Below are 16,619 nucleotides of genomic sequence, written 5' to 3'. Positions count from 1 at the left end.
ATCCGATTGGGTACGGTTCGAGTTTTCGTTCGGTTCCGGTCAGGTGTCGTTGCACTGTTCTCGTGCTTTGTCCGACAGAACACCATCAACCGACCACAACCCGTCCGGAGCAACTCAACATATGCCCTCCACCACCGTCACCTCGCCGCAGGTAGCCGTCAACGACATCGGCTCCGCCGAGGACTTCCTCGCCGCCATCGACGCAACGATCAAGTACTTCAACGATGGTGACATCGTCGAAGGCACCATCGTCAAGGTCGATCGCGACGAGGTTCTGCTCGACATCGGTTACAAGACCGAAGGCGTCATCCCTTCCCGTGAGCTCTCCATCAAGCACGATGTCGACCCCAACGAGGTCGTCTCCGTGGGCGATGAGGTCGAAGCTCTCGTCCTCACCAAGGAGGACAAGGAAGGCCGACTGATCCTGTCGAAGAAGCGCGCTCAGTACGAGCGTGCCTGGGGCACCATCGAGGAGCTCAAGGAGAAGGACGAGGCCGTCAAGGGCACCGTCATCGAGGTCGTCAAGGGCGGCTTGATCCTCGACATCGGCCTGCGTGGCTTCCTTCCCGCTTCGCTCGTCGAGATGCGCCGTGTCCGCGACCTCCAGCCCTACGTCGGCAAGGAGATCGAGGCCAAGATCATCGAGCTCGACAAGAACCGCAACAACGTCGTCCTCTCGCGCCGCGCATGGCTCGAGCAGACGCAGTCCGAGGTTCGCAGCGAGTTCCTGCACCAGCTCCAGAAGGGCCAGGTCCGCAAGGGCGTCGTGTCCTCCATCGTCAACTTCGGTGCCTTCGTGGACCTGGGCGGCGTCGACGGCCTGGTGCACGTGTCCGAGCTGTCCTGGAAGCACATCGACCACCCCTCCGAGGTTGTCGAGGTCGGCACCGAGGTCACCGTCGAGGTTCTCGACGTCGATCTCGACCGCGAGCGCGTGTCCCTGTCGCTCAAGGCCACTCAGGAAGATCCGTGGCGTCAGTTCGCCCGCACGCACGCCATCGGCCAGATCGTGCCCGGTAAGGTCACCAAGCTGGTTCCGTTCGGTGCCTTCGTGCGCGTCGAAGAGGGAATCGAAGGCCTCGTCCACATCTCGGAGCTGGCCGAGCGCCACGTCGAGGTTCCGGACCAGGTTGTCGGCGTCGGCGACGATGCGCTGGTCAAGGTCATCGACATCGACCTCGAGCGTCGTCGTATCTCGCTGTCGCTGAAGCAGGCCAACGAGGACTACAACGCCGAGTTCGATCCGTCCAAGTACGGCATGGCGGACAGCTACGACGAGCAGGGCAACTACATCTTCCCCGAGGGCTTCGATCCCGAGACCAACGAATGGCTCGAGGGCTTCGACAAGCAGCGTGAAGAGTGGGAGAACCGCTACGCCGAGGCTGAGCGTCGCCACAAGATGCACACCGCTCAGATGGAGAAGACCGCTGCAGACGAGGCCGCCGAGGCTGCCACCGCTGCTGCCGGCTACTCCTCGGAGTCGGGCGCAGGCGATGCCGACAACGCGTCGTCGTCCGCATCTGCTCCGGCGTCCGAATCTGCTGGTGGATCGCTTGCGAGCGATGCACAGCTCGCCGCTCTGCGCGAGAAGCTGTCGGGCAACGCCTAGTAGGCCCGCCTGACCCAGTCAGGCACAGAAAACGAGACCCCGCTCCTGCCACGGCAGGAGCGGGGTTTTTTGCCGGTGCTGCGGCCCGAAACGACTGTGGCCCGGCCTTTGGTGAAGGCCGGGCCACAGTCGCGTGGAAGGACGCTGGGGTTCAGTTCGCGGTGACGGGAATCCAGTAACTCGACGACGACGCCTGGCCCTCCGAGCGTTTACGCATCGACGCGAAGCTGTGCTTGCCCTGGCTGATCATCGCGGTGAGCCACGTCCGACGATGCTCGGCGAGTGCCGAAGCGACCGCGGGTATCTCGAGGCAATGCACGCCACCCGCGGTGCCGAGGCGGTGCCGACCGCGCTGAAGGCGTTGCTCGCGCATGGCGTTCCTCTTCTTCGAGAAGGTGCAGGTCGGGCCGTTCGCTAGAACATAACCGACCGTGCTGCCCATCGGTGGTATTTGGGATCGGTGAGTCTGCCGGTAACGGTGGGGGAGATGATGTCGGTGGGGTCGCGCAGGCGAGGGCAGGGTGGATGCCACACTGGGTGACGTGTTGAGAATCGGCCTCACCGGAGGCATTGGAGCCGGCAAGTCCACCGTGTCGAAGATCCTGGCGGAACTGGGAGCCGTGATCGTCGACGCAGACCTGATCGCCCGTGAGGTCGTCGAGCCGGGCACCCCCGGCCTGACCGCTCTCGTGGAGCGATTCGGCAACGACATCCTCACGGAGGCCGGGGCGCTCGACCGGGCGGCCCTGGCGGCACGTGCCTTCGCGGACGAGGAATCGAGGTTGGCGCTGAACTCGATCGTGCATCCACTCGTCGGTGCGCGCACGGCGGAACTCATCGATTCAGCATCTGAAGACGCGGTGCTGGTACAGGACATTCCGTTGCTGGTCGAGGGCGGTCTGGGCGCCGCGTTCCATCTGGTCCTGATCGTGTTCGTCGACGCGGAGGAACGGGTACGCAGACTCGTCGGGTCCCGAGGCATGCCGGAAGCGGACGCGCGGGCGAGGATCGCCACGCAGGCGGACGACGAGCAGCGCCGGGCAGCCGCGGACGTCCTACTCGACAACAGTGGGGAGCCCGGGGCGCTCGAACCAGTGGTCAGGGCCCTGTGGTCGGAGCGGATCGCTCCCTTCGCGTCCAACATCCGTACCCGCACCGTCGTGCGGCCGTTGCCTGCACTCGTGGCGCCGGATCCGCGGTGGGCGGGAGAGGCCGCGCGGTTGATCGCCCGACTGCAGTTGGTGTGCGAGGACCGGGCGGTGCGGGTCGATCACATCGGGTCTACCGCGGTCGAGGGTATGCCGGCAAAGGATGTCATCGATCTGCAGGTCACCGTTGCCGACCTCGCGACGGCGGACGACCTCGCCGAACCGCTTGCCGAGGCGGGCTTTCCCCGCATCGAGCACATCACGGCGGACGATCCCAAGCCATCCTATCTCGGTGGCGAGACCGATCCAGCGTTGTGGGACAAGAGAATTCACGGGGGAGCCGATCCGGGCCGACCGGTCAACATTCATCTTCGGGTCGATGGATGGCCCGGACAGCAGTTCGCACTGGTGTTTCGCGACTGGCTCCGAGCCGATCCGGATGTCCGGGCCGAGTACGCCGATATCAAGGAGGGCGCGGCAGACAAGGCCGCCGGCCACAGCTCGTACGAGGATGCGGTCACCGCCTACATCGACGCGAAGACTCCCTGGTTCGACACGGCCTACTCCCGGGCCTGGGAATGGGCCGATCGCGCGGGCTGGAAGGCCTGACATCACCGCCAGTCGATCGGCATTCCGAGCGAGGCCAGCCACCGCCCGAGGTCGTGGCCGTGTGTGGCCAGGCCCTCGATGGCGGCGACGGCGGTACTGATCGCCTTCTCGGCGGTGGCCGTATCGAGCAGACCGGCGCTGTGCGCCTCCATCAGCTCGTCCACATCCAGTAATTCGGTGCTCCGCCCGGTTCGCACGACCAGATCGAGGTAGTGGTCCTCCGACGTCCAGATGTCGTCGCCCCGGGTGAACACGCCGATGTCGACGTAGTGGTCCTGGTCCCGCCGATGCTCCGGCCGGAAATGGAAAATGGATGCCCGGAGTCCCAGGTCGGGAAGCAGCCACGACTCGAGGTAGTCGAACTGCCGATGGTCGGCCGTCCGCGCCATGTAGAGCCCCCACGGCTCGACGCGGAATTGCTCCACCGGACGGACGAATCCTTTCGGATCCGTGTTGGTGCTGTTGCGGAGATCGAAATATTCGATCTTGGGTGGGTGCGGATGAGCAGCGCCTTCCATGAGGCAGAACCTACGGCACTGCGCTGCCACCGGCGCAGGTCGGGACCTTGTCGGTCCCTGCGCTTACCCTGGTGACATGGCGTTTGCATCCGAGCACCCGGTGGTAGCACATTCCGAGTTCCGACCCATCGGTGAGATCGAGCGGTCGGAGGCGCGGTTCGAGGTCGTCAGCGATCACAAACCCGCGGGTGACCAGCCGGCGGCAATCGCGGAACTCGAGAAGCGGATCAACGCGGGCGAGAAGGATGTGGTCCTGCTCGGCGCCACCGGTACCGGCAAGTCCGCCACCACGGCGTGGCTCATCGAGAAAGTGCAGCGCCCCACGCTGGTCATGGCGCCCAACAAGACTCTAGCGGCGCAGCTCGCCAACGAACTGCGCGACATGCTTCCTCACAACGCAGTCGAGTATTTCGTGTCGTACTACGACTACTACCAGCCCGAGGCGTACATCGCTCAGACCGACACCTATATCGAGAAGGACTCGTCGGTCAACGACGACGTCGAGCGCCTTCGCCACTCCGCGACGTCGAGCCTGCTCTCCCGTCGAGACGTGGTGGTCGTGGCTTCGGTGTCGTGCATCTACGGCCTGGGCACTCCGCAGTCGTACCTCGACCGGTCGGTGCAACTCGAAGTAGGTGTCGAGGTTCCGCGCGACGCGCTTCTCCGGCTTCTCGTCGATGTTCAGTACACGCGTAACGACCTGGCGTTCACCCGCGGTTCCTTCCGGGTCCGGGGCGACACCGTCGAGATCATTCCGTCGTACGAGGAGTTGGCCGTCCGCATCGAATTCTTCGGTGACGAGATCGAAGCGCTGTACTACCTGCATCCGCTGACCGGCGACGTCGTCCGGCAGGTCGACTCCGTGCGCATCTTCCCGGCAACCCACTACGTGGCGGGTCCCGAACGGATGGAGCGGGCGGTCAAAGACATCGAAGCCGAACTCGAGGAACGCCTCGCCGACCTCGAGAACCGGGGAAAGTTGCTCGAGGCGCAACGGCTGCGGATGCGCACCCAGTACGACCTCGAGATGATCAAGCAGGTCGGATTCTGCTCCGGAATCGAGAACTACTCGCGTCACATCGACGGCCGCGGCCCGGGCACCGCTCCCGCCACGCTCATCGACTATTTCCCCGAGGACTTCCTGCTCGTCATCGACGAGTCGCACGTCACCGTGCCGCAGATCGGAGCGATGTACGAGGGTGACATGTCCCGGAAACGGAATCTCGTCGAGTTCGGATTCCGGCTCCCCTCGGCCACCGACAACCGACCGCTCACGTGGGAAGAATTCACGCAGCGCATCGGGCAGACGGTGTACCTGTCGGCGACACCTGGCAAGTACGAGCTGGGCCAGGCCGGCGGGGAGTTCGTCGAGCAGGTGATCCGTCCCACCGGTCTGGTCGACCCGGAGGTGGTGGTGAAGCCCACCAAGGGGCAGATCGACGACCTCGTTCACGAGATCCGGGAGCGGGCCGACCGCGACGAGCGGGTGCTCGTCACGACATTGACGAAGAAGATGTCGGAAGACCTCACCGACTACCTACTCGAGCTCGGTATCCGGGTCCGGTACCTGCACTCGGACATCGACACGCTGCGTCGCGTCGAACTCCTCCGCCAGTTGCGGCTCGGTGAGTACGACGTGCTCGTCGGTATCAACCTTCTGCGTGAGGGACTCGACCTGCCGGAGGTGTCCTTGGTGGCGATCCTCGACGCCGACAAGGAGGGATTCCTGCGCAGCTCGACGAGTCTGATCCAGACGATCGGTCGCGCAGCTCGTAACGTGTCCGGTCAGGTCCACATGTATGCCGACAAGATCACCGACTCGATGCAGCACGCCATCGAGGAGACCGAGCGGCGCCGCGAGAAGCAGATCGCCTACAACAAGAAGATGGGCGTCGATCCGCAGCCGCTGCGCAAGAAGATCGCAGACATCCTCGATCAGGTGTACGAGGAGGCCGAGGACACCGCTGCCGGCGTCGACGTGGGTGGTTCCGGCCGCAACGCCTCGCGCGGTCGCCGCGCCCAGGGTGAAGCCGGCCGCGCGGTCAGTGCGGGCGTCTACGAAGGCCGCGACACCAAGTCGATGCCGAGGGCCGAGCTGGCGGACCTGGTCAAGCAGTTGACGGATCAGATGATGAACGCTGCACGCGACCTCCAATTCGAGCTTGCCGGACGTTTACGCGACGAGATCGCGGACTTGAAGAAGGAGCTGCGTGGGATGGACGCCGCGGGCCTGAAGTAGCCGAGGCAGTACCGTCTGACTCATGGATGCACAGAGCGCCGGTCGAGCCGCTCGATCGTTGGAGTTGCTTCATTCCCTGAGCTACTTCGTACCCGAGGTCGGGGAACGACTGGCCGAGGTGGGGTTGGAGCCGGGCCGGATGGGCTACTTCGCCGGTCGGGCGGCTCCCATGGGTGCGGTGAACGCAGGGGTCGTCACCGCCGCTTTCTTCAATTTCAGCCCCGACGCCGTCGCCGCGGTGATCCCGCGGGCGTGGGATCTGGCTGCGCCGCACGTGATCGTCGAGGCTCGCTACCGTGCGGTCGGTGAGGCGTATGTCCGCCTGCTGGGGGAGTCTGTCATCGCGTCACCGGAGATGGCGGAGGCGGCCGACCTGCTGTCGACCGCGGCGCGAGGCATCCCCGGGGTCGAAGGCAGGCCGCTCTACGCCGGTTACGCGGCGTTGGAGTGGCCGTCGGCGCCGCATCTCAGCTTTTGGCATGCCCTGACAGTGTTGCGCGAGTACCGCGGCGACGGGCATACCGCGGCGTTGCAGACCGCCGGTCTGAGCGGGCTCGAGGCGCTGATCACCCATACCGCGACGGGCCGCGGGTTCCAGAAAAAGTTCGCGCTGACCCGTCGCGGGTGGAGCGAGGACCAGTGGAACGCCGCCTGCGACAGCCTTCGAGATCGGGAGTTGCTGGACGCTCGGGGTGAACTCACCGCGGACGGCAGCGACCTGCGCAATCTGATCGAGGATCTCACCGACGATATTGCGCTCACACCGTGGGCGGCGCTCGGTGAAGACGGGGTGGCACGCGTGGTCGAGCTCGCGACGCCGTGGCGCGACACCGTCGTGGCCGCCGGGGTATTCCCCGCAGGAGTGTTCGGTCCGAAGGTCCGCACCGCGAGCTGATTTCTCGTCGGGGGAGGTCACAGACGCGGACAGCGCGGCAATGTGACTGATCACGCAGGGGGGCGGTGCGCTGTGGCTTGTGCTGCAAATACCCCTATGTACGCACCGATACCGCTAGGGTCAGCGCAGTGGCCGCTGGGTCCGGACACGACGTGTGCGGGGCCCCGGCCAAGTGACCACCCCAGACATGGAGGAATGAATGAGCGCCTACCGGACCGTTGTCGTCGGAACCGATGGCTCCGAGTCGTCATTTCGGGCCGTCGAGAAGGCCGCTGCCATTGCGGGGGACGCCGGCGCCAAGCTGATCATCGCGTGTGCGTACTACCCGGCTGATCCCAAGGACGTCGGCCATGCGGCTGATGCGCTGGGCGACGAGGCCTACCAGATCACTGGTTCCGCGCCCACATACGAGATCCTGCGTACCGCGAAGGAGCGCGCCCACGCCACCGGGGCCAAGGATGTCGTGGAACGCGCAGTCGTGGGTGCGCCCGTCGAGTCCCTTCTCGCGTTGGTCGACGAGGTCGACGGCGGGCTTCTGGTGATCGGAAACCGCGGCCTCAACACGTTGACCGGACGACTGCTCGGCTCCGTTCCCTCGGATGCGGCCCGCAAGTCCACGTCCGACGTTCTGATCGTCCACACGGTCCGCTGAGCGGCGCCTGATCAGTCAGCAGTAATTCGCCTCGGCTGCATCGAGGAATACCCGCGCCACCTGCTCGGTGGTCAGGTGCGTATCCGATGCGGCCGAGGCGAACTGCGCCATCGGCGTCAAGTGCTCCATGATGGTCGCCTCATCGGTTCCCCGGGACAGCTGCCCGCAGACGCCGTTGGCGATGGCCATGACGGTGTCCGCCGGCATGGCGGGGAGTCCAGCATCGACCAATGTCTGCTGATACCGCAATCCACGGGCGTCGAGGCTGCTGGACGCGGTTGTCGTCGCTGCCGGGCTTGTCGACGTGTCGTCGGCGGCAGTGGCCTGGGAGCAGGCGCTGAATGCCACAGTTCCGAGGGCACAGGCGCACCAGATCAGCAAGCTCCGTCCGAACGACGTCACGACGGGTTCGCCACCGTTGCGGGTGTCAGATCGGACAACGCCGCGGGCAGGGGCCGCGCGTGGACCACCCCGAGACGCTGAGTGGCGCGAGTGAGCGCGACGTAGAGGTCGTTCATTCCCCGCGGCGACTCGTCGACGATGCTCTGCGGTTCGACGATCAGCACCGAGTCGAACTCCAGGCCCTTGGCATCCTTCACGGTCAGGACGCTCACCGAATCGGAGCGAAGATCCGCGAGGGCCGACACGAGGCCGTGATCCCCGATCACGGCCGTGGTGCCAGGGCCGGTTTCCTCTGCCACACAAGTACGGACCGTGTCCGCCACGTCCGACGTGGCCACGTTTCGGGACCACGGCACGAAGCCGGATTCCCGGACCGAGCGCGGTACCGTCTGCTCGGTATCGATCTCGGCGAGCACCCGGCGCGCCGTTGTCATGATCTCTGCCGGGGTGCGGTAATTGACTGTCAGCTCCGTCAGCTTCCAGCGTTGGGCAACGTACGGTTCCAATATCCGCTGCCAAGAGGATGTTCCGGCGGGGTCACCTGTTTGGGCGGTGTCACCGACCAGGGTCATCCATCGATTCGGGATGCGACGCATCAGCATGCGCCAAGCCATCTCGGACAGCTCCTGTGCCTCGTCGACGATCACGTGTCCGTAGGTCCAGGTGCGGTCACCGGCCGCACGCTCGGCCGTCGTCTGGTGTGCTCCCACGTCGTGTCTCTCGGCGAGCTGGCTCGCGTCGATGAGGTCGTAGGCCATGAGGATTTCCGGATCCAACTCGTCTTCGAGATCCTGGGGCGCAGAACCGGTGAGAATGTCGAGTGCGCCCTGCGCATCGGCGATCTGAGCCCGCCACTGCCGCCGCGCCCGTTCCCGTTCGGCGGCGTCGTCCACTCCGAGGAGTTCGGCGAGTTCGTCCAGTAGCGGTGCGTCGGCGGCACTGAACCCTCCGGACTCGGTGCGGTGCAATGCGGCGCGTTGAGTCTCGGTCAACTGGGGCGCGGCGTCGGCCAGTCGCTTCGGCGAGGCGAACAGCTCTGCGAGGACCCGCTGCGGAGTCAGCTCCGGCCACAGAGCGCTGATCGCGCTCATGATGTCCGGGTCTTCACGCATCTCATCGCGCATGTCGGCGATGTCCTCCCGGCTGAGGAGGTTGCCGCCGTCGACGACGTTGGCGCCGAGCGTGTCGGCGAGTTGCTGGGCGAGGGCGTCGATCACCGCCGACACGAAGATCGGCCGGGCCAGGTTGTGGGGACGCCGCGACGACCGCGCCCGGCCACGGGCACGCGTGACCACCTTGCGATCCAACGTGATTCGGTAGGTGTCGAAGGTCAGCTCGATCGGCCGCGCCGGCACCTCCTGCCTGTCCCGGACCGCCTTCTTCAGCACATCGAGGATGTCGAGGGAGCCCTTGATCGTTCCGGCCTCGAGACTGTCCTCGCGCGTGGCACGGACACCGGGGTAGAGGTCGCCGATAGTGGAGAGCAGCACGCCTGTCTCACCGAGCGACGGCAGGACCTGGCCGATGTAGTCGAGGAACGTGGCGTTCGGGCCGATGATGAGGACACCGGCTTTCGCGAGCTGCTGACGGTAGGTGTACAGAAGGTAGGCGGCGCGATGTAGGGCCACAGCGGTCTTTCCCGTACCGGGACCGCCCTGCACCACGAGCACGCTCTTGTGCTCGGACCTGATGATGGCGTCCTGCTCACCCTGGATGGTCTCGACGATGTCGTTCATCTGCCCGGTGCGGGCAGCGTTCAATGCGGCCAGCAGGGCGCTCTCACCCGCGACACCGTCGGAACCGGTGACGGTCCCGGCGGCCTCCGCGGCCGCGAGATCCAAGTACTCGTCGTTGACCGCCGTCACGCGTCTGCTTCGCGTACGGATGTGGCGGCGTCGCGTCACACCATCGGGTGCGGCGGGGGTCGCGAGGTAGAACGGGCGCGCCAGAGGCGCACGCCAATCGAGCAGCATGGTCTCGTAGTCGTTTTCCTCGTCCAGGATGCCGAGACGCCCGATGTAACGGTGCTCTCCATCCAGATCGATCTTTCCGAAGCAGAGGCCGTTTTCGGCGGCGTCATACTTGGCGAGGTCCTCGGTGTAGAGCTGGTTGAACGATTCGCGCTCACTGCGTGCCTGGGGGGTACCGCCAGTCTCGAGCAGAACACGGCTCAACCGGGTGGCCGCATAGTCGCGAAGCCCGTCCAGTCGGTGGTAGAGCATCGTCACGTACTGCTGCTCGAGCTCGCGCTCGTCGCGTGACGTGTCCTGGTCGGGCAAGAGGTCTCCTTGACTGGTTCGGCTGCAGATCCGGCGCGGCTGCAAAAGTGCCTGGACAGTCTAGTCGGCCCCGGAGTGCTCCCGCCGATGTCGCAGGTCAGGGCATTCTCCGGGGCCGATCAGATGGTCTGCGGCGGGCGTCGACGCCGCAGAATGACGTCAGTGCGTCAGATCGATCTTCTTGGCGCGCGCCTTCTCCAACGCGAGCTCCGCCTTCTCGCGGGCGATTTCGGCCTGCTTACGGGCGATTTCCGCCTGCTTGCGGGCGGCCTTGCCCGCAACCTCGCTTCGTTCTACGGCCACCGTTGCCAAGTCGGCACCCTTCTCCCGAGCGAGTTCGGCCAGCACAGGGCCGCGGTCCTTGGCGACATCCACCCACTCCGCGCCGCGGTCCTTGGCGACGTCGACCCACTCCGCGCCGCGGTCCTTGGCAACGTCCACCCACTCCGCGCCGCGGTCCGCCGCGACCTTCGCGATGGGCGTCACACGTTCCTTGGCGATCTCCAGCAGGTCGGAACCGCGCTCCGCGGCTTCACCGGAAAGCACCCTGGCCCGCTCCGCCGCCGCGGCCAGAGCCTCGGCGATCTCAGGTCCGTGATGATCGTCGCTCGATCCGAGTGGAAGCGCAGCCGCCACACTGGCCTGGGCTGCTCGTGCGGCGCGGCGCCCACGCCACCCCAGCGACGGCTTGCCTTCCGTGTCGACTGCGGCGATCAGCAGACCACCGAGCAAACTGACGTTCTTGAGGAACTGGGTGCGCTGGGCAGCTTTCGCGGCCGGATCGGTCTCGTTCCAGAAGGCGTGGCCCGCCACCGTCGTGGGAATCAGGCTTCCGGCCAGCGCCAGGGACGCGAGACGAGGCGCCTTGCCCGTGGCGAGCAGAACACCACCGCCGATCTGCACGGCTGCGTTGATCTTGATCAGCGTCTCCGGGTCGGACGGGATCTTCTGTGTGACGGACTCAGGAAGCGTTTCGGTTGACTTGTCGATCAGCGGTCCTGCGGCCTGGGCCCTCGGTGCCGGATTTCGGAGTGCATCGATCCCTCCGCTGATGAACACGGCCGACAGCAGTGGGCGAGCGATACGACGGACAAGCATTCCTAGCCTCCCAATCATCGAGTTTCTCCCGTCTCACACTAACGAGAGTTCGAGGCAGCCGTCCCGAGTACGACAGTCTTGTACTTCCGACCGGCTGCCCCTTCCCCAGTACCCAGTCGGGCGGTTCACCAACCGCGGTCGCGCCACTCGCCGAGGTGCGGACGCTCGGTACCGAGGGTGGTGTCGTCGCCGTGACCGGGGTAGACGACGGTGTCGTCGGGATAGCGAGCGAACAACTTCTGCTCCACATCGTTCAGCAACGACGCGAACATGTCCGCATCAGCGGTTTTGCCGACTCCGCCGGGGAAGAGAGAGTCGCCGGTGAACAGGTGAGTGCGTCCATTGCCCGCCTCCGCGAACGCCAGTGCGATCGAACCGGGGGTGTGACCCGCGAGGTGGATCACGTCGAAGGTGACCTCACCGATGGACAGGGTGTCGCCGTCGTCGAGGAGACGGTCGGGCCGGACCGGCAGTGCTTCCGCATCGAGGGGATGGGCGGCCGTGGGTACTCCGGTCGCGGTAGTGACCGCTTCGAGGGCGAGCCAGTGGTCACCGTGCTGGTGGGTCGTCACGATCAGTTCGAGGGAGGGTGCGTGTTCGCGGATCAACTGTTCGAGCCGTTCGGCCTCGTTGGCGGCGTCGATCAGGACCGATTTTCCGGTCGCGGAACAGACGACCAGGTACACGTTGTTGTCCATGGGGCCGACGGACATCTTCGTGATCGTGGCTCCGGGAACGGTCCGGCGTCGAGGCGCCGAGCCGGGGGAGACGTGGCCGGTATACGAGTCTTCTATCACCATGGGCTGCTCGGTCATGGTGGGGAGGCTACCGTCGAATACAGGCAGGTGAGTGGCAGGCGGCCATCCGTCCGGCGGAAACGTGTCGGTGGCCGCGCTTACCATGACACGGCTGGAGGACCCGACGAACGCGCAGCGTCCTCGGCCGTCGAACAATGAAGGGAATTGGAGTGGCGGATCGCCTTATCGTGCGGGGTGCCCGTGAGCACAATCTGCGAGGGGTCGATCTCGATCTACCCCGCGACAGCCTGATCGTGTTCACCGGCTTGTCGGGCTCTGGTAAGTCGAGCCTGGCGTTCGACACGATCTTCGCCGAGGGTCAGCGACGCTATGTCGAGTCGCTGTCGGCATACGCACGCCAGTTCCTCGGTCAGATGGACAAGCCGGACGTCGACTTCATCGAGGGCTTGTCGCCCGCGGTGTCCATCGACCAGAAGTCGACCAACCGGAACCCGCGTTCCACCGTGGGTACGATCACCGAGGTCTACGACTACCTTCGACTCCTCTACGCGCGGGCAGGCACGGCTCACTGCCCGGTGTGTGGTGAGCAGATCGCCCGGCAGACGCCGCAGCAGATCGTCGACCAGGTGCTCGACATGGAAGAGGGCATCCGCTTTCAGGTACTCGCTCCGGTGGTCCGCACCCGCAAGGGTGAGTTCGTCGACCTCTTCGATCAACTGAACGTCCAGGGTTATTCGCGTGTGCGGGTAGACGGGGTGGTGTATCCGCTCACCGATCCGCCGAAGCTGAAGAAGCAGGAAAAGCACGATATCGAGGTGGTCGTCGACCGTCTCACCGTCAAGGCCAGTTCCAAACAGCGCCTCACCGATTCCGTCGAGACGGCACTGCGGCTCGCCGAAGGCATCGTCGTGCTCGACTTCGTCGATCGCGAAGAAAATGCCGCCGATCGTGAACGCCGTTTCTCGGAGAAGCTCGCATGCCCCAACGGCCATGCCCTGTCCATCGACGACCTCGAGCCGCGTTCCTTCTCGTTCAACTCCCCGTACGGTGCCTGCCCGGAATGCACCGGTCTCGGCATCCGCAAGGAAGTCGACCCCGACCTTGTCGTGCCGGACCCCGAGTTGTCTCTCGAGGACGGCGCCATCGCACCCTGGTCGATGGGGCAGAGTTCCGAGTACTTCGGACGGCTGTTGTCCGGCTTGGGAGACATCCTCGGCTTCGATATGAAGACGCCGTGGAACAAGCTTCCGGCGAAGGCGCGCCGAGCCATCCTCGAGGGTAGCGAGGAGCAGGTGCACGTCCGGTACAAGAACCGGTACGGGCGTACCCGTTCGTACTACGCCGAGTTCGAAGGGGTCATGCCCTTCCTGCACCGCCGCCTCGACCAGACCGAGTCGGATCAGATGAAGGAGCGGTACGACGGCTATATGCGCGACACACCGTGTCCCGCGTGTGCTGGCGCACGTCTGCGTCCGGAAATTCTCTCCGTCACCATTGCGAGCGAGAAGTTCGGCAAGAAGTCGATCGCTGAAGTGTGTGAGCTGTCGATCTCCGATTGTGCCGATTTCCTCAACAGCCTCACATTGGGCAGTCGTGAGGAAGCAATTGCCGGTCAGGTGCTGAAGGAAGTTCAGGCCCGTCTCGGATTCCTCCTCGACGTCGGACTCGAATACCTGTCCCTTGCGCGTGCCGCAGGCACGCTGTCCGGTGGTGAAGCGCAGCGCATCCGGCTGGCGACGCAGATCGGCTCCGGCCTGGTGGGTGTGCTGTACGTGCTGGACGAGCCGTCCATCGGCCTGCATCAGCGCGACAACCGTCGACTCATCGAGACCCTTACGCGTCTGCGGGACCTCGGCAACACTCTCATCGTGGTCGAGCACGACGAGGACACCATCCGGACCTCGGACTGGGTCGTCGACATCGGCCCGCTCGCCGGTGAACACGGAGGCAAGGTCGTCCACAGTGGCCCGTACGAGGAACTGCTCGAGTGCGAGGAGTCGCTGACCGGCGCCTACCTGTCGGGCCGCAGCCACATAGAGGTTCCGGCCATTCGGCGTCCCGTGGACCGCAAACGCCAGGTCACCGTCATCGGCGCGCGGGAACACAACCTCGGCGGTATCGATGTGAGCTTCCCGCTGGGTGTACTCACGGCGGTCACCGGTGTCTCCGGCTCCGGCAAGTCGACACTCGTCAACGACATTCTTGCCACCGTCATGGCCAACAAACTCAACGGTGCGCGGCAGGTGCCCGGTCGTCACACCCGCATCAACGGGCTCGATCAGCTCGACAAGCTGGTGCAGGTCGACCAGTCGCCGATCGGACGCACACCGCGATCGAACGCGGCCACGTACACCGGCGTGTTCGACAAGATCCGCACTCTGTTCGCGTCCACGACCGAAGCGAAAGTGCGCGGATACCAGCCCGGCAGATTCTCGTTCAATGTCAAGGGCGGTCGGTGCGAGGCATGCTCCGGCGACGGCACCCTGAAGATCGAAATGAACTTCCTGCCCGACGTCTACGTTCCGTGCGAGGTATGCCACGGCGCGCGGTACAACCGGGAGACCCTCGAAGTGCACTACAAGGGCAAGACCATCGCCGAAGTGCTCGACATGCCCATCGAGGAAGCCGCGGACTTCTTCCAGCCGATCACCTCGATCCATCGCTACTTGAAGACGCTGGTGGAGGTCGGCCTCGGGTATGTGCGCCTCGGTCAGCCGGCACCCACGTTGTCCGGGGGTGAGGCGCAGCGCGTGAAGCTCGCCGCGGAACTGCAGAAACGGTCGACGGGGCGCACGGTGTACATCCTCGACGAGCCGACGACTGGTCTGCACTTCGAGGACATCCGCAAGCTGCTCGGGGTCGTCAACGGGTTGGTCGACAAGGGCAACACCGTCATCGTCATCGAGCACAACCTCGACGTGATCAAGACGTCCGACTGGGTGGTCGACATGGGACCGGAAGGTGGATCCGGCGGGGGAACGGTGGTGGCCCAGGGCACCCCGGAAGAGGTGGCTCAGGTCCCCGAGAGCTACACCGGAAAGTTCCTCGACAGCGTTCTCGCGGTGACACCTGCGCAGAAGAAGAAGCCGGCCAGAGCGGGCAAGTCGGCGAAAGCTGCTTCGGCGAAATCCCCGGCCTCGCCGAAGGCCGGTTCCGCGAAAGCCACCACTGCGGTGAAGTCGGTGACGTCGCGGAAGCGGGCACCGAAGAACACCGCGGCAGTGGGCTGACGTCGACTATCGAGCGGCGGCCGCGTCGATCTCCTCGGCGAGGTCGGCCGGCCGCGACCACATCGGCCAGTGGCCGGTGGGAAGGTCGACGTAGTCGACGTTCGTGATCCGGCCCAGTTCGGCGGCCATTGGGTGGCCCACGCCGGCCAGCTGCCGGATGGCCTCGGACGGGAAGCTGGTGCAGATCACTGTGGTGGGCACCTCCAGGCGGCGGCTGTTTCTCAGTGCGAACGTGGCCCTGGCGGGCCCTGCGGGTTCGGGCACGGCTCGACTGCGGAATGTCTCGAGCATGGCCTTGTCCAGTCCCTCCAGGCTGTTGCCCTCGGCTTCCAGCTCCGACCAGCCGGGCAGCGGAAGCTCCGTGGCTGACGGATCGAGGTCGTTCCGCAGGGCTGCGCCGTCCTGAAGAGGACCTGAGTCGACGTAGATGACTCGCGCCAGCGCGTCCGGGATGCGATCAGTCACGGCGTAGGCCACCGGACCTGCACCGCTGTGGGCGACGAGGACTGCCCGCTCCGACGCTGGTGTGGCTGCGACCGCGCCGGCTACCGCTGAGATGTGATCATCGAGGCCTATGCCGCTGCGATCCGTATCGACCGAGTCGAGTCCCGGCAGTGTCACGGCCGTCACATGATGGCCGCGGTCCCGCAGGTCGGCCGCGACCGACTCCCAGGCCCACGCGCCGAGCCAGAAACCGGGAACAAGGACGATGTGCGCCTGCGTGGGAGCGGAAGTTGTCATCGCCTCGCCCCTCAGTACACCGGGCCGGTGTACTTCTCGCCGGGACCCTTGCCGGGTTCGTCGGGATGCGACGAAGCCTCACGGAATGCGCGCTGCAGTGCCTGCAATCCCTCGCGGATGGGTCCGGCGTGCGGTCCGAGGTATTCGATCGAGGCAGTGACCAGGCCGGCGAGTGCGGTGATGACGCGCCGGGCCTCGTCGAGGTCGAGGTGCGGACTGGATTCGGGGTCCGGATCCGACAGGCCGAGCTTTTCGGCCGCCGAACTCATCAGCATGACTGCTGCGCGGCTGATCACCTCGACTGCGGGCACTTCGGCCAGCTCACGCACTTCGGTATTCTGGCCCCCGTTGTCATTCAGGCCACCGCCGGTAACGGCGTCGTCGGAGTTCTGCGTCATGCGGAAGAGCTTTCCATCTCGGCGTTCACCCGCAACGCACCGG

At 65.5% G+C, this 16,619-nt stretch carries 14 protein-coding genes; 6 read left to right on the top strand and 8 right to left on the bottom strand.

From position 1 onward, the window contains the following. Positions 1–121: 121 nt before the first annotated feature. Complete coding sequence (gene rpsA, locus ACH49N_RS18385; protein ID WP_358273920.1) at positions 122–1,609, top strand: 30S ribosomal protein S1; 1,488 nt, start codon at positions 122–124, stop codon at positions 1,607–1,609. Positions 1,610–1,760: 151 nt separating this feature from the next. On the opposite strand, the gene ACH49N_RS18380 is transcribed toward rpsA, so the two are convergent. Further along, the gene (locus ACH49N_RS18380) at positions 1,761–1,982 is read right to left on the bottom strand and encodes a hypothetical protein (RefSeq protein WP_358273922.1); all 222 of its coding nucleotides are present in this window, start codon (positions 1,980–1,982) and stop codon (positions 1,761–1,763) included. Between the two features lie 169 nt (positions 1,983–2,151). Here ACH49N_RS18380 and coaE point away from each other — a divergent pair, with 169 nt between their 5' ends. Continuing rightward, the gene (coaE, locus tag ACH49N_RS18375; RefSeq protein ID WP_358273962.1) at positions 2,152–3,366 is read left to right on the top strand and encodes a dephospho-CoA kinase; all 1,215 of its coding nucleotides are present in this window, start codon (positions 2,152–2,154) and stop codon (positions 3,364–3,366) included. A 2-nt stretch (positions 3,367–3,368) separates the two neighbouring features. On the opposite strand, the gene ACH49N_RS18370 is transcribed toward coaE, so the two are convergent. After that, positions 3,369–3,884: a DUF402 domain-containing protein gene (locus tag ACH49N_RS18370; RefSeq protein ID WP_317768198.1), complete on the bottom strand. Its 516-nt coding sequence runs from the start codon at positions 3,882–3,884 to the stop codon at positions 3,369–3,371. A gap of 76 nt (positions 3,885–3,960) precedes the next feature. On the opposite strand from ACH49N_RS18370, the gene uvrB reads away from it, so the two are divergent. The 3 genes from uvrB (at position 3,961) to ACH49N_RS18355 (ending at position 7,670) form a co-directional block, all read left to right on the top strand. Further along, positions 3,961–6,123, top strand: coding sequence for an excinuclease ABC subunit UvrB (gene uvrB / locus ACH49N_RS18365; RefSeq protein WP_109329415.1), 2,163 nt, complete (start codon positions 3,961–3,963; stop codon positions 6,121–6,123). A 22-nt stretch (positions 6,124–6,145) separates the two neighbouring features. Further along, on the top strand, positions 6,146–7,018 hold the full coding sequence (locus ACH49N_RS18360) for a hypothetical protein (RefSeq protein ID WP_317768200.1): 873 nt from the start codon (positions 6,146–6,148) through the stop codon (positions 7,016–7,018). A gap of 199 nt (positions 7,019–7,217) precedes the next feature. Beyond that, positions 7,218–7,670, top strand: a complete 453-nt coding sequence (locus ACH49N_RS18355) for a universal stress protein (RefSeq protein ID WP_109329417.1) — start codon at positions 7,218–7,220, stop codon at positions 7,668–7,670. Between the two features lie 15 nt (positions 7,671–7,685). On the opposite strand, the gene ACH49N_RS18350 is transcribed toward ACH49N_RS18355, so the two are convergent. The 4 genes from ACH49N_RS18350 to ACH49N_RS18335 all read right to left on the bottom strand — a co-directional run bounded on the left by ACH49N_RS18350 (position 7,686) and on the right by ACH49N_RS18335 (position 12,264). Then, entirely contained in the window at positions 7,686–8,072 is a 387-nt protein-coding gene (locus ACH49N_RS18350; RefSeq protein ID WP_358273925.1) for a DUF732 domain-containing protein, read from the bottom strand. Continuing rightward, complete coding sequence (locus ACH49N_RS18345; RefSeq protein ID WP_358273927.1) at positions 8,069–10,351, bottom strand: ATP-binding domain-containing protein; 2,283 nt, start codon at positions 10,349–10,351, stop codon at positions 8,069–8,071. The genes ACH49N_RS18350 and ACH49N_RS18345 overlap by 4 nt, the downstream gene beginning before the upstream one ends. 159 nt (positions 10,352–10,510) lie before the next feature. Then, entirely contained in the window at positions 10,511–11,449 is a 939-nt protein-coding gene (locus ACH49N_RS18340) for a DoxX family protein (RefSeq protein WP_159921875.1), read from the bottom strand. Between the two features lie 125 nt (positions 11,450–11,574). After that, positions 11,575–12,264 carry an MBL fold metallo-hydrolase gene (locus ACH49N_RS18335; protein ID WP_159921877.1) on the bottom strand — a complete coding sequence of 230 codons (690 nt, stop codon included), beginning with the start codon at positions 12,262–12,264 and terminating at the stop codon, positions 11,575–11,577. Between the two features lie 152 nt (positions 12,265–12,416). On the opposite strand from ACH49N_RS18335, the gene uvrA reads away from it, so the two are divergent. Continuing rightward, entirely contained in the window at positions 12,417–15,437 is a 3,021-nt protein-coding gene (gene uvrA, locus ACH49N_RS18330) for an excinuclease ABC subunit UvrA (RefSeq protein WP_201453567.1), read from the top strand. A 6-nt stretch (positions 15,438–15,443) separates the two neighbouring features. Here the strand turns inward: uvrA and ACH49N_RS18325 are convergent, their stop codons facing one another. After that, a complete protein-coding gene (locus tag ACH49N_RS18325; protein WP_358273929.1) occupies positions 15,444–16,178 on the bottom strand; it encodes an alpha/beta hydrolase in 735 nt (244 codons plus the stop codon). 11 nt (positions 16,179–16,189) lie between these two features. Beyond that, positions 16,190–16,576, bottom strand: coding sequence for a DUF1844 domain-containing protein (locus ACH49N_RS18320; protein WP_358273931.1), 387 nt, complete (start codon positions 16,574–16,576; stop codon positions 16,190–16,192). Positions 16,577–16,619 lie beyond the last annotated feature (43 nt).

The sequence above is a fragment of the Rhodococcus sp. NPDC019647 genome (assembly GCF_044389235.1).
GTDB classification, from domain to species: Bacteria; Actinomycetota; Actinomycetes; order Mycobacteriales; family Mycobacteriaceae; genus Rhodococcus_F; species Rhodococcus_F oxybenzonivorans.
Note: the sequence above shows the minus strand (reverse complement) of the source record. Positions and strands in the feature narration are given on the sequence as shown.

What these genes read in the sequence shown, in the direction of transcription:
- rpsA (WP_358273920.1), top strand. Translation starts at nt 122, where the DNA reads ATGCCCTCCACCACCGTCACCTCGCCGCAGGTAGCCGTCAACGACATC.
- ACH49N_RS18380 (WP_358273922.1), bottom strand. Translation starts at nt 1,982, where the DNA reads ATGCGCGAGCAACGCCTTCAGCGCGGTCGGCACCGCCTCGGCACCGCG.
- ACH49N_RS18370 (WP_317768198.1), bottom strand. Translation starts at nt 3,884, where the DNA reads ATGGAAGGCGCTGCTCATCCGCACCCACCCAAGATCGAATATTTCGAT.
- uvrB (WP_109329415.1), top strand. Translation starts at nt 3,961, where the DNA reads ATGGCGTTTGCATCCGAGCACCCGGTGGTAGCACATTCCGAGTTCCGA.
- ACH49N_RS18360 (WP_317768200.1), top strand. Translation starts at nt 6,146, where the DNA reads ATGGATGCACAGAGCGCCGGTCGAGCCGCTCGATCGTTGGAGTTGCTT.
- ACH49N_RS18355 (WP_109329417.1), top strand. Translation starts at nt 7,218, where the DNA reads ATGAGCGCCTACCGGACCGTTGTCGTCGGAACCGATGGCTCCGAGTCG.
- ACH49N_RS18340 (WP_159921875.1), bottom strand. Translation starts at nt 11,449, where the DNA reads ATGCTTGTCCGTCGTATCGCTCGCCCACTGCTGTCGGCCGTGTTCATC.
- ACH49N_RS18335 (WP_159921877.1), bottom strand. Translation starts at nt 12,264, where the DNA reads ATGACCGAGCAGCCCATGGTGATAGAAGACTCGTATACCGGCCACGTC.
- ACH49N_RS18325 (WP_358273929.1), bottom strand. Translation starts at nt 16,178, where the DNA reads ATGACAACTTCCGCTCCCACGCAGGCGCACATCGTCCTTGTTCCCGGT.
- ACH49N_RS18320 (WP_358273931.1), bottom strand. Translation starts at nt 16,576, where the DNA reads ATGACGCAGAACTCCGACGACGCCGTTACCGGCGGTGGCCTGAATGAC.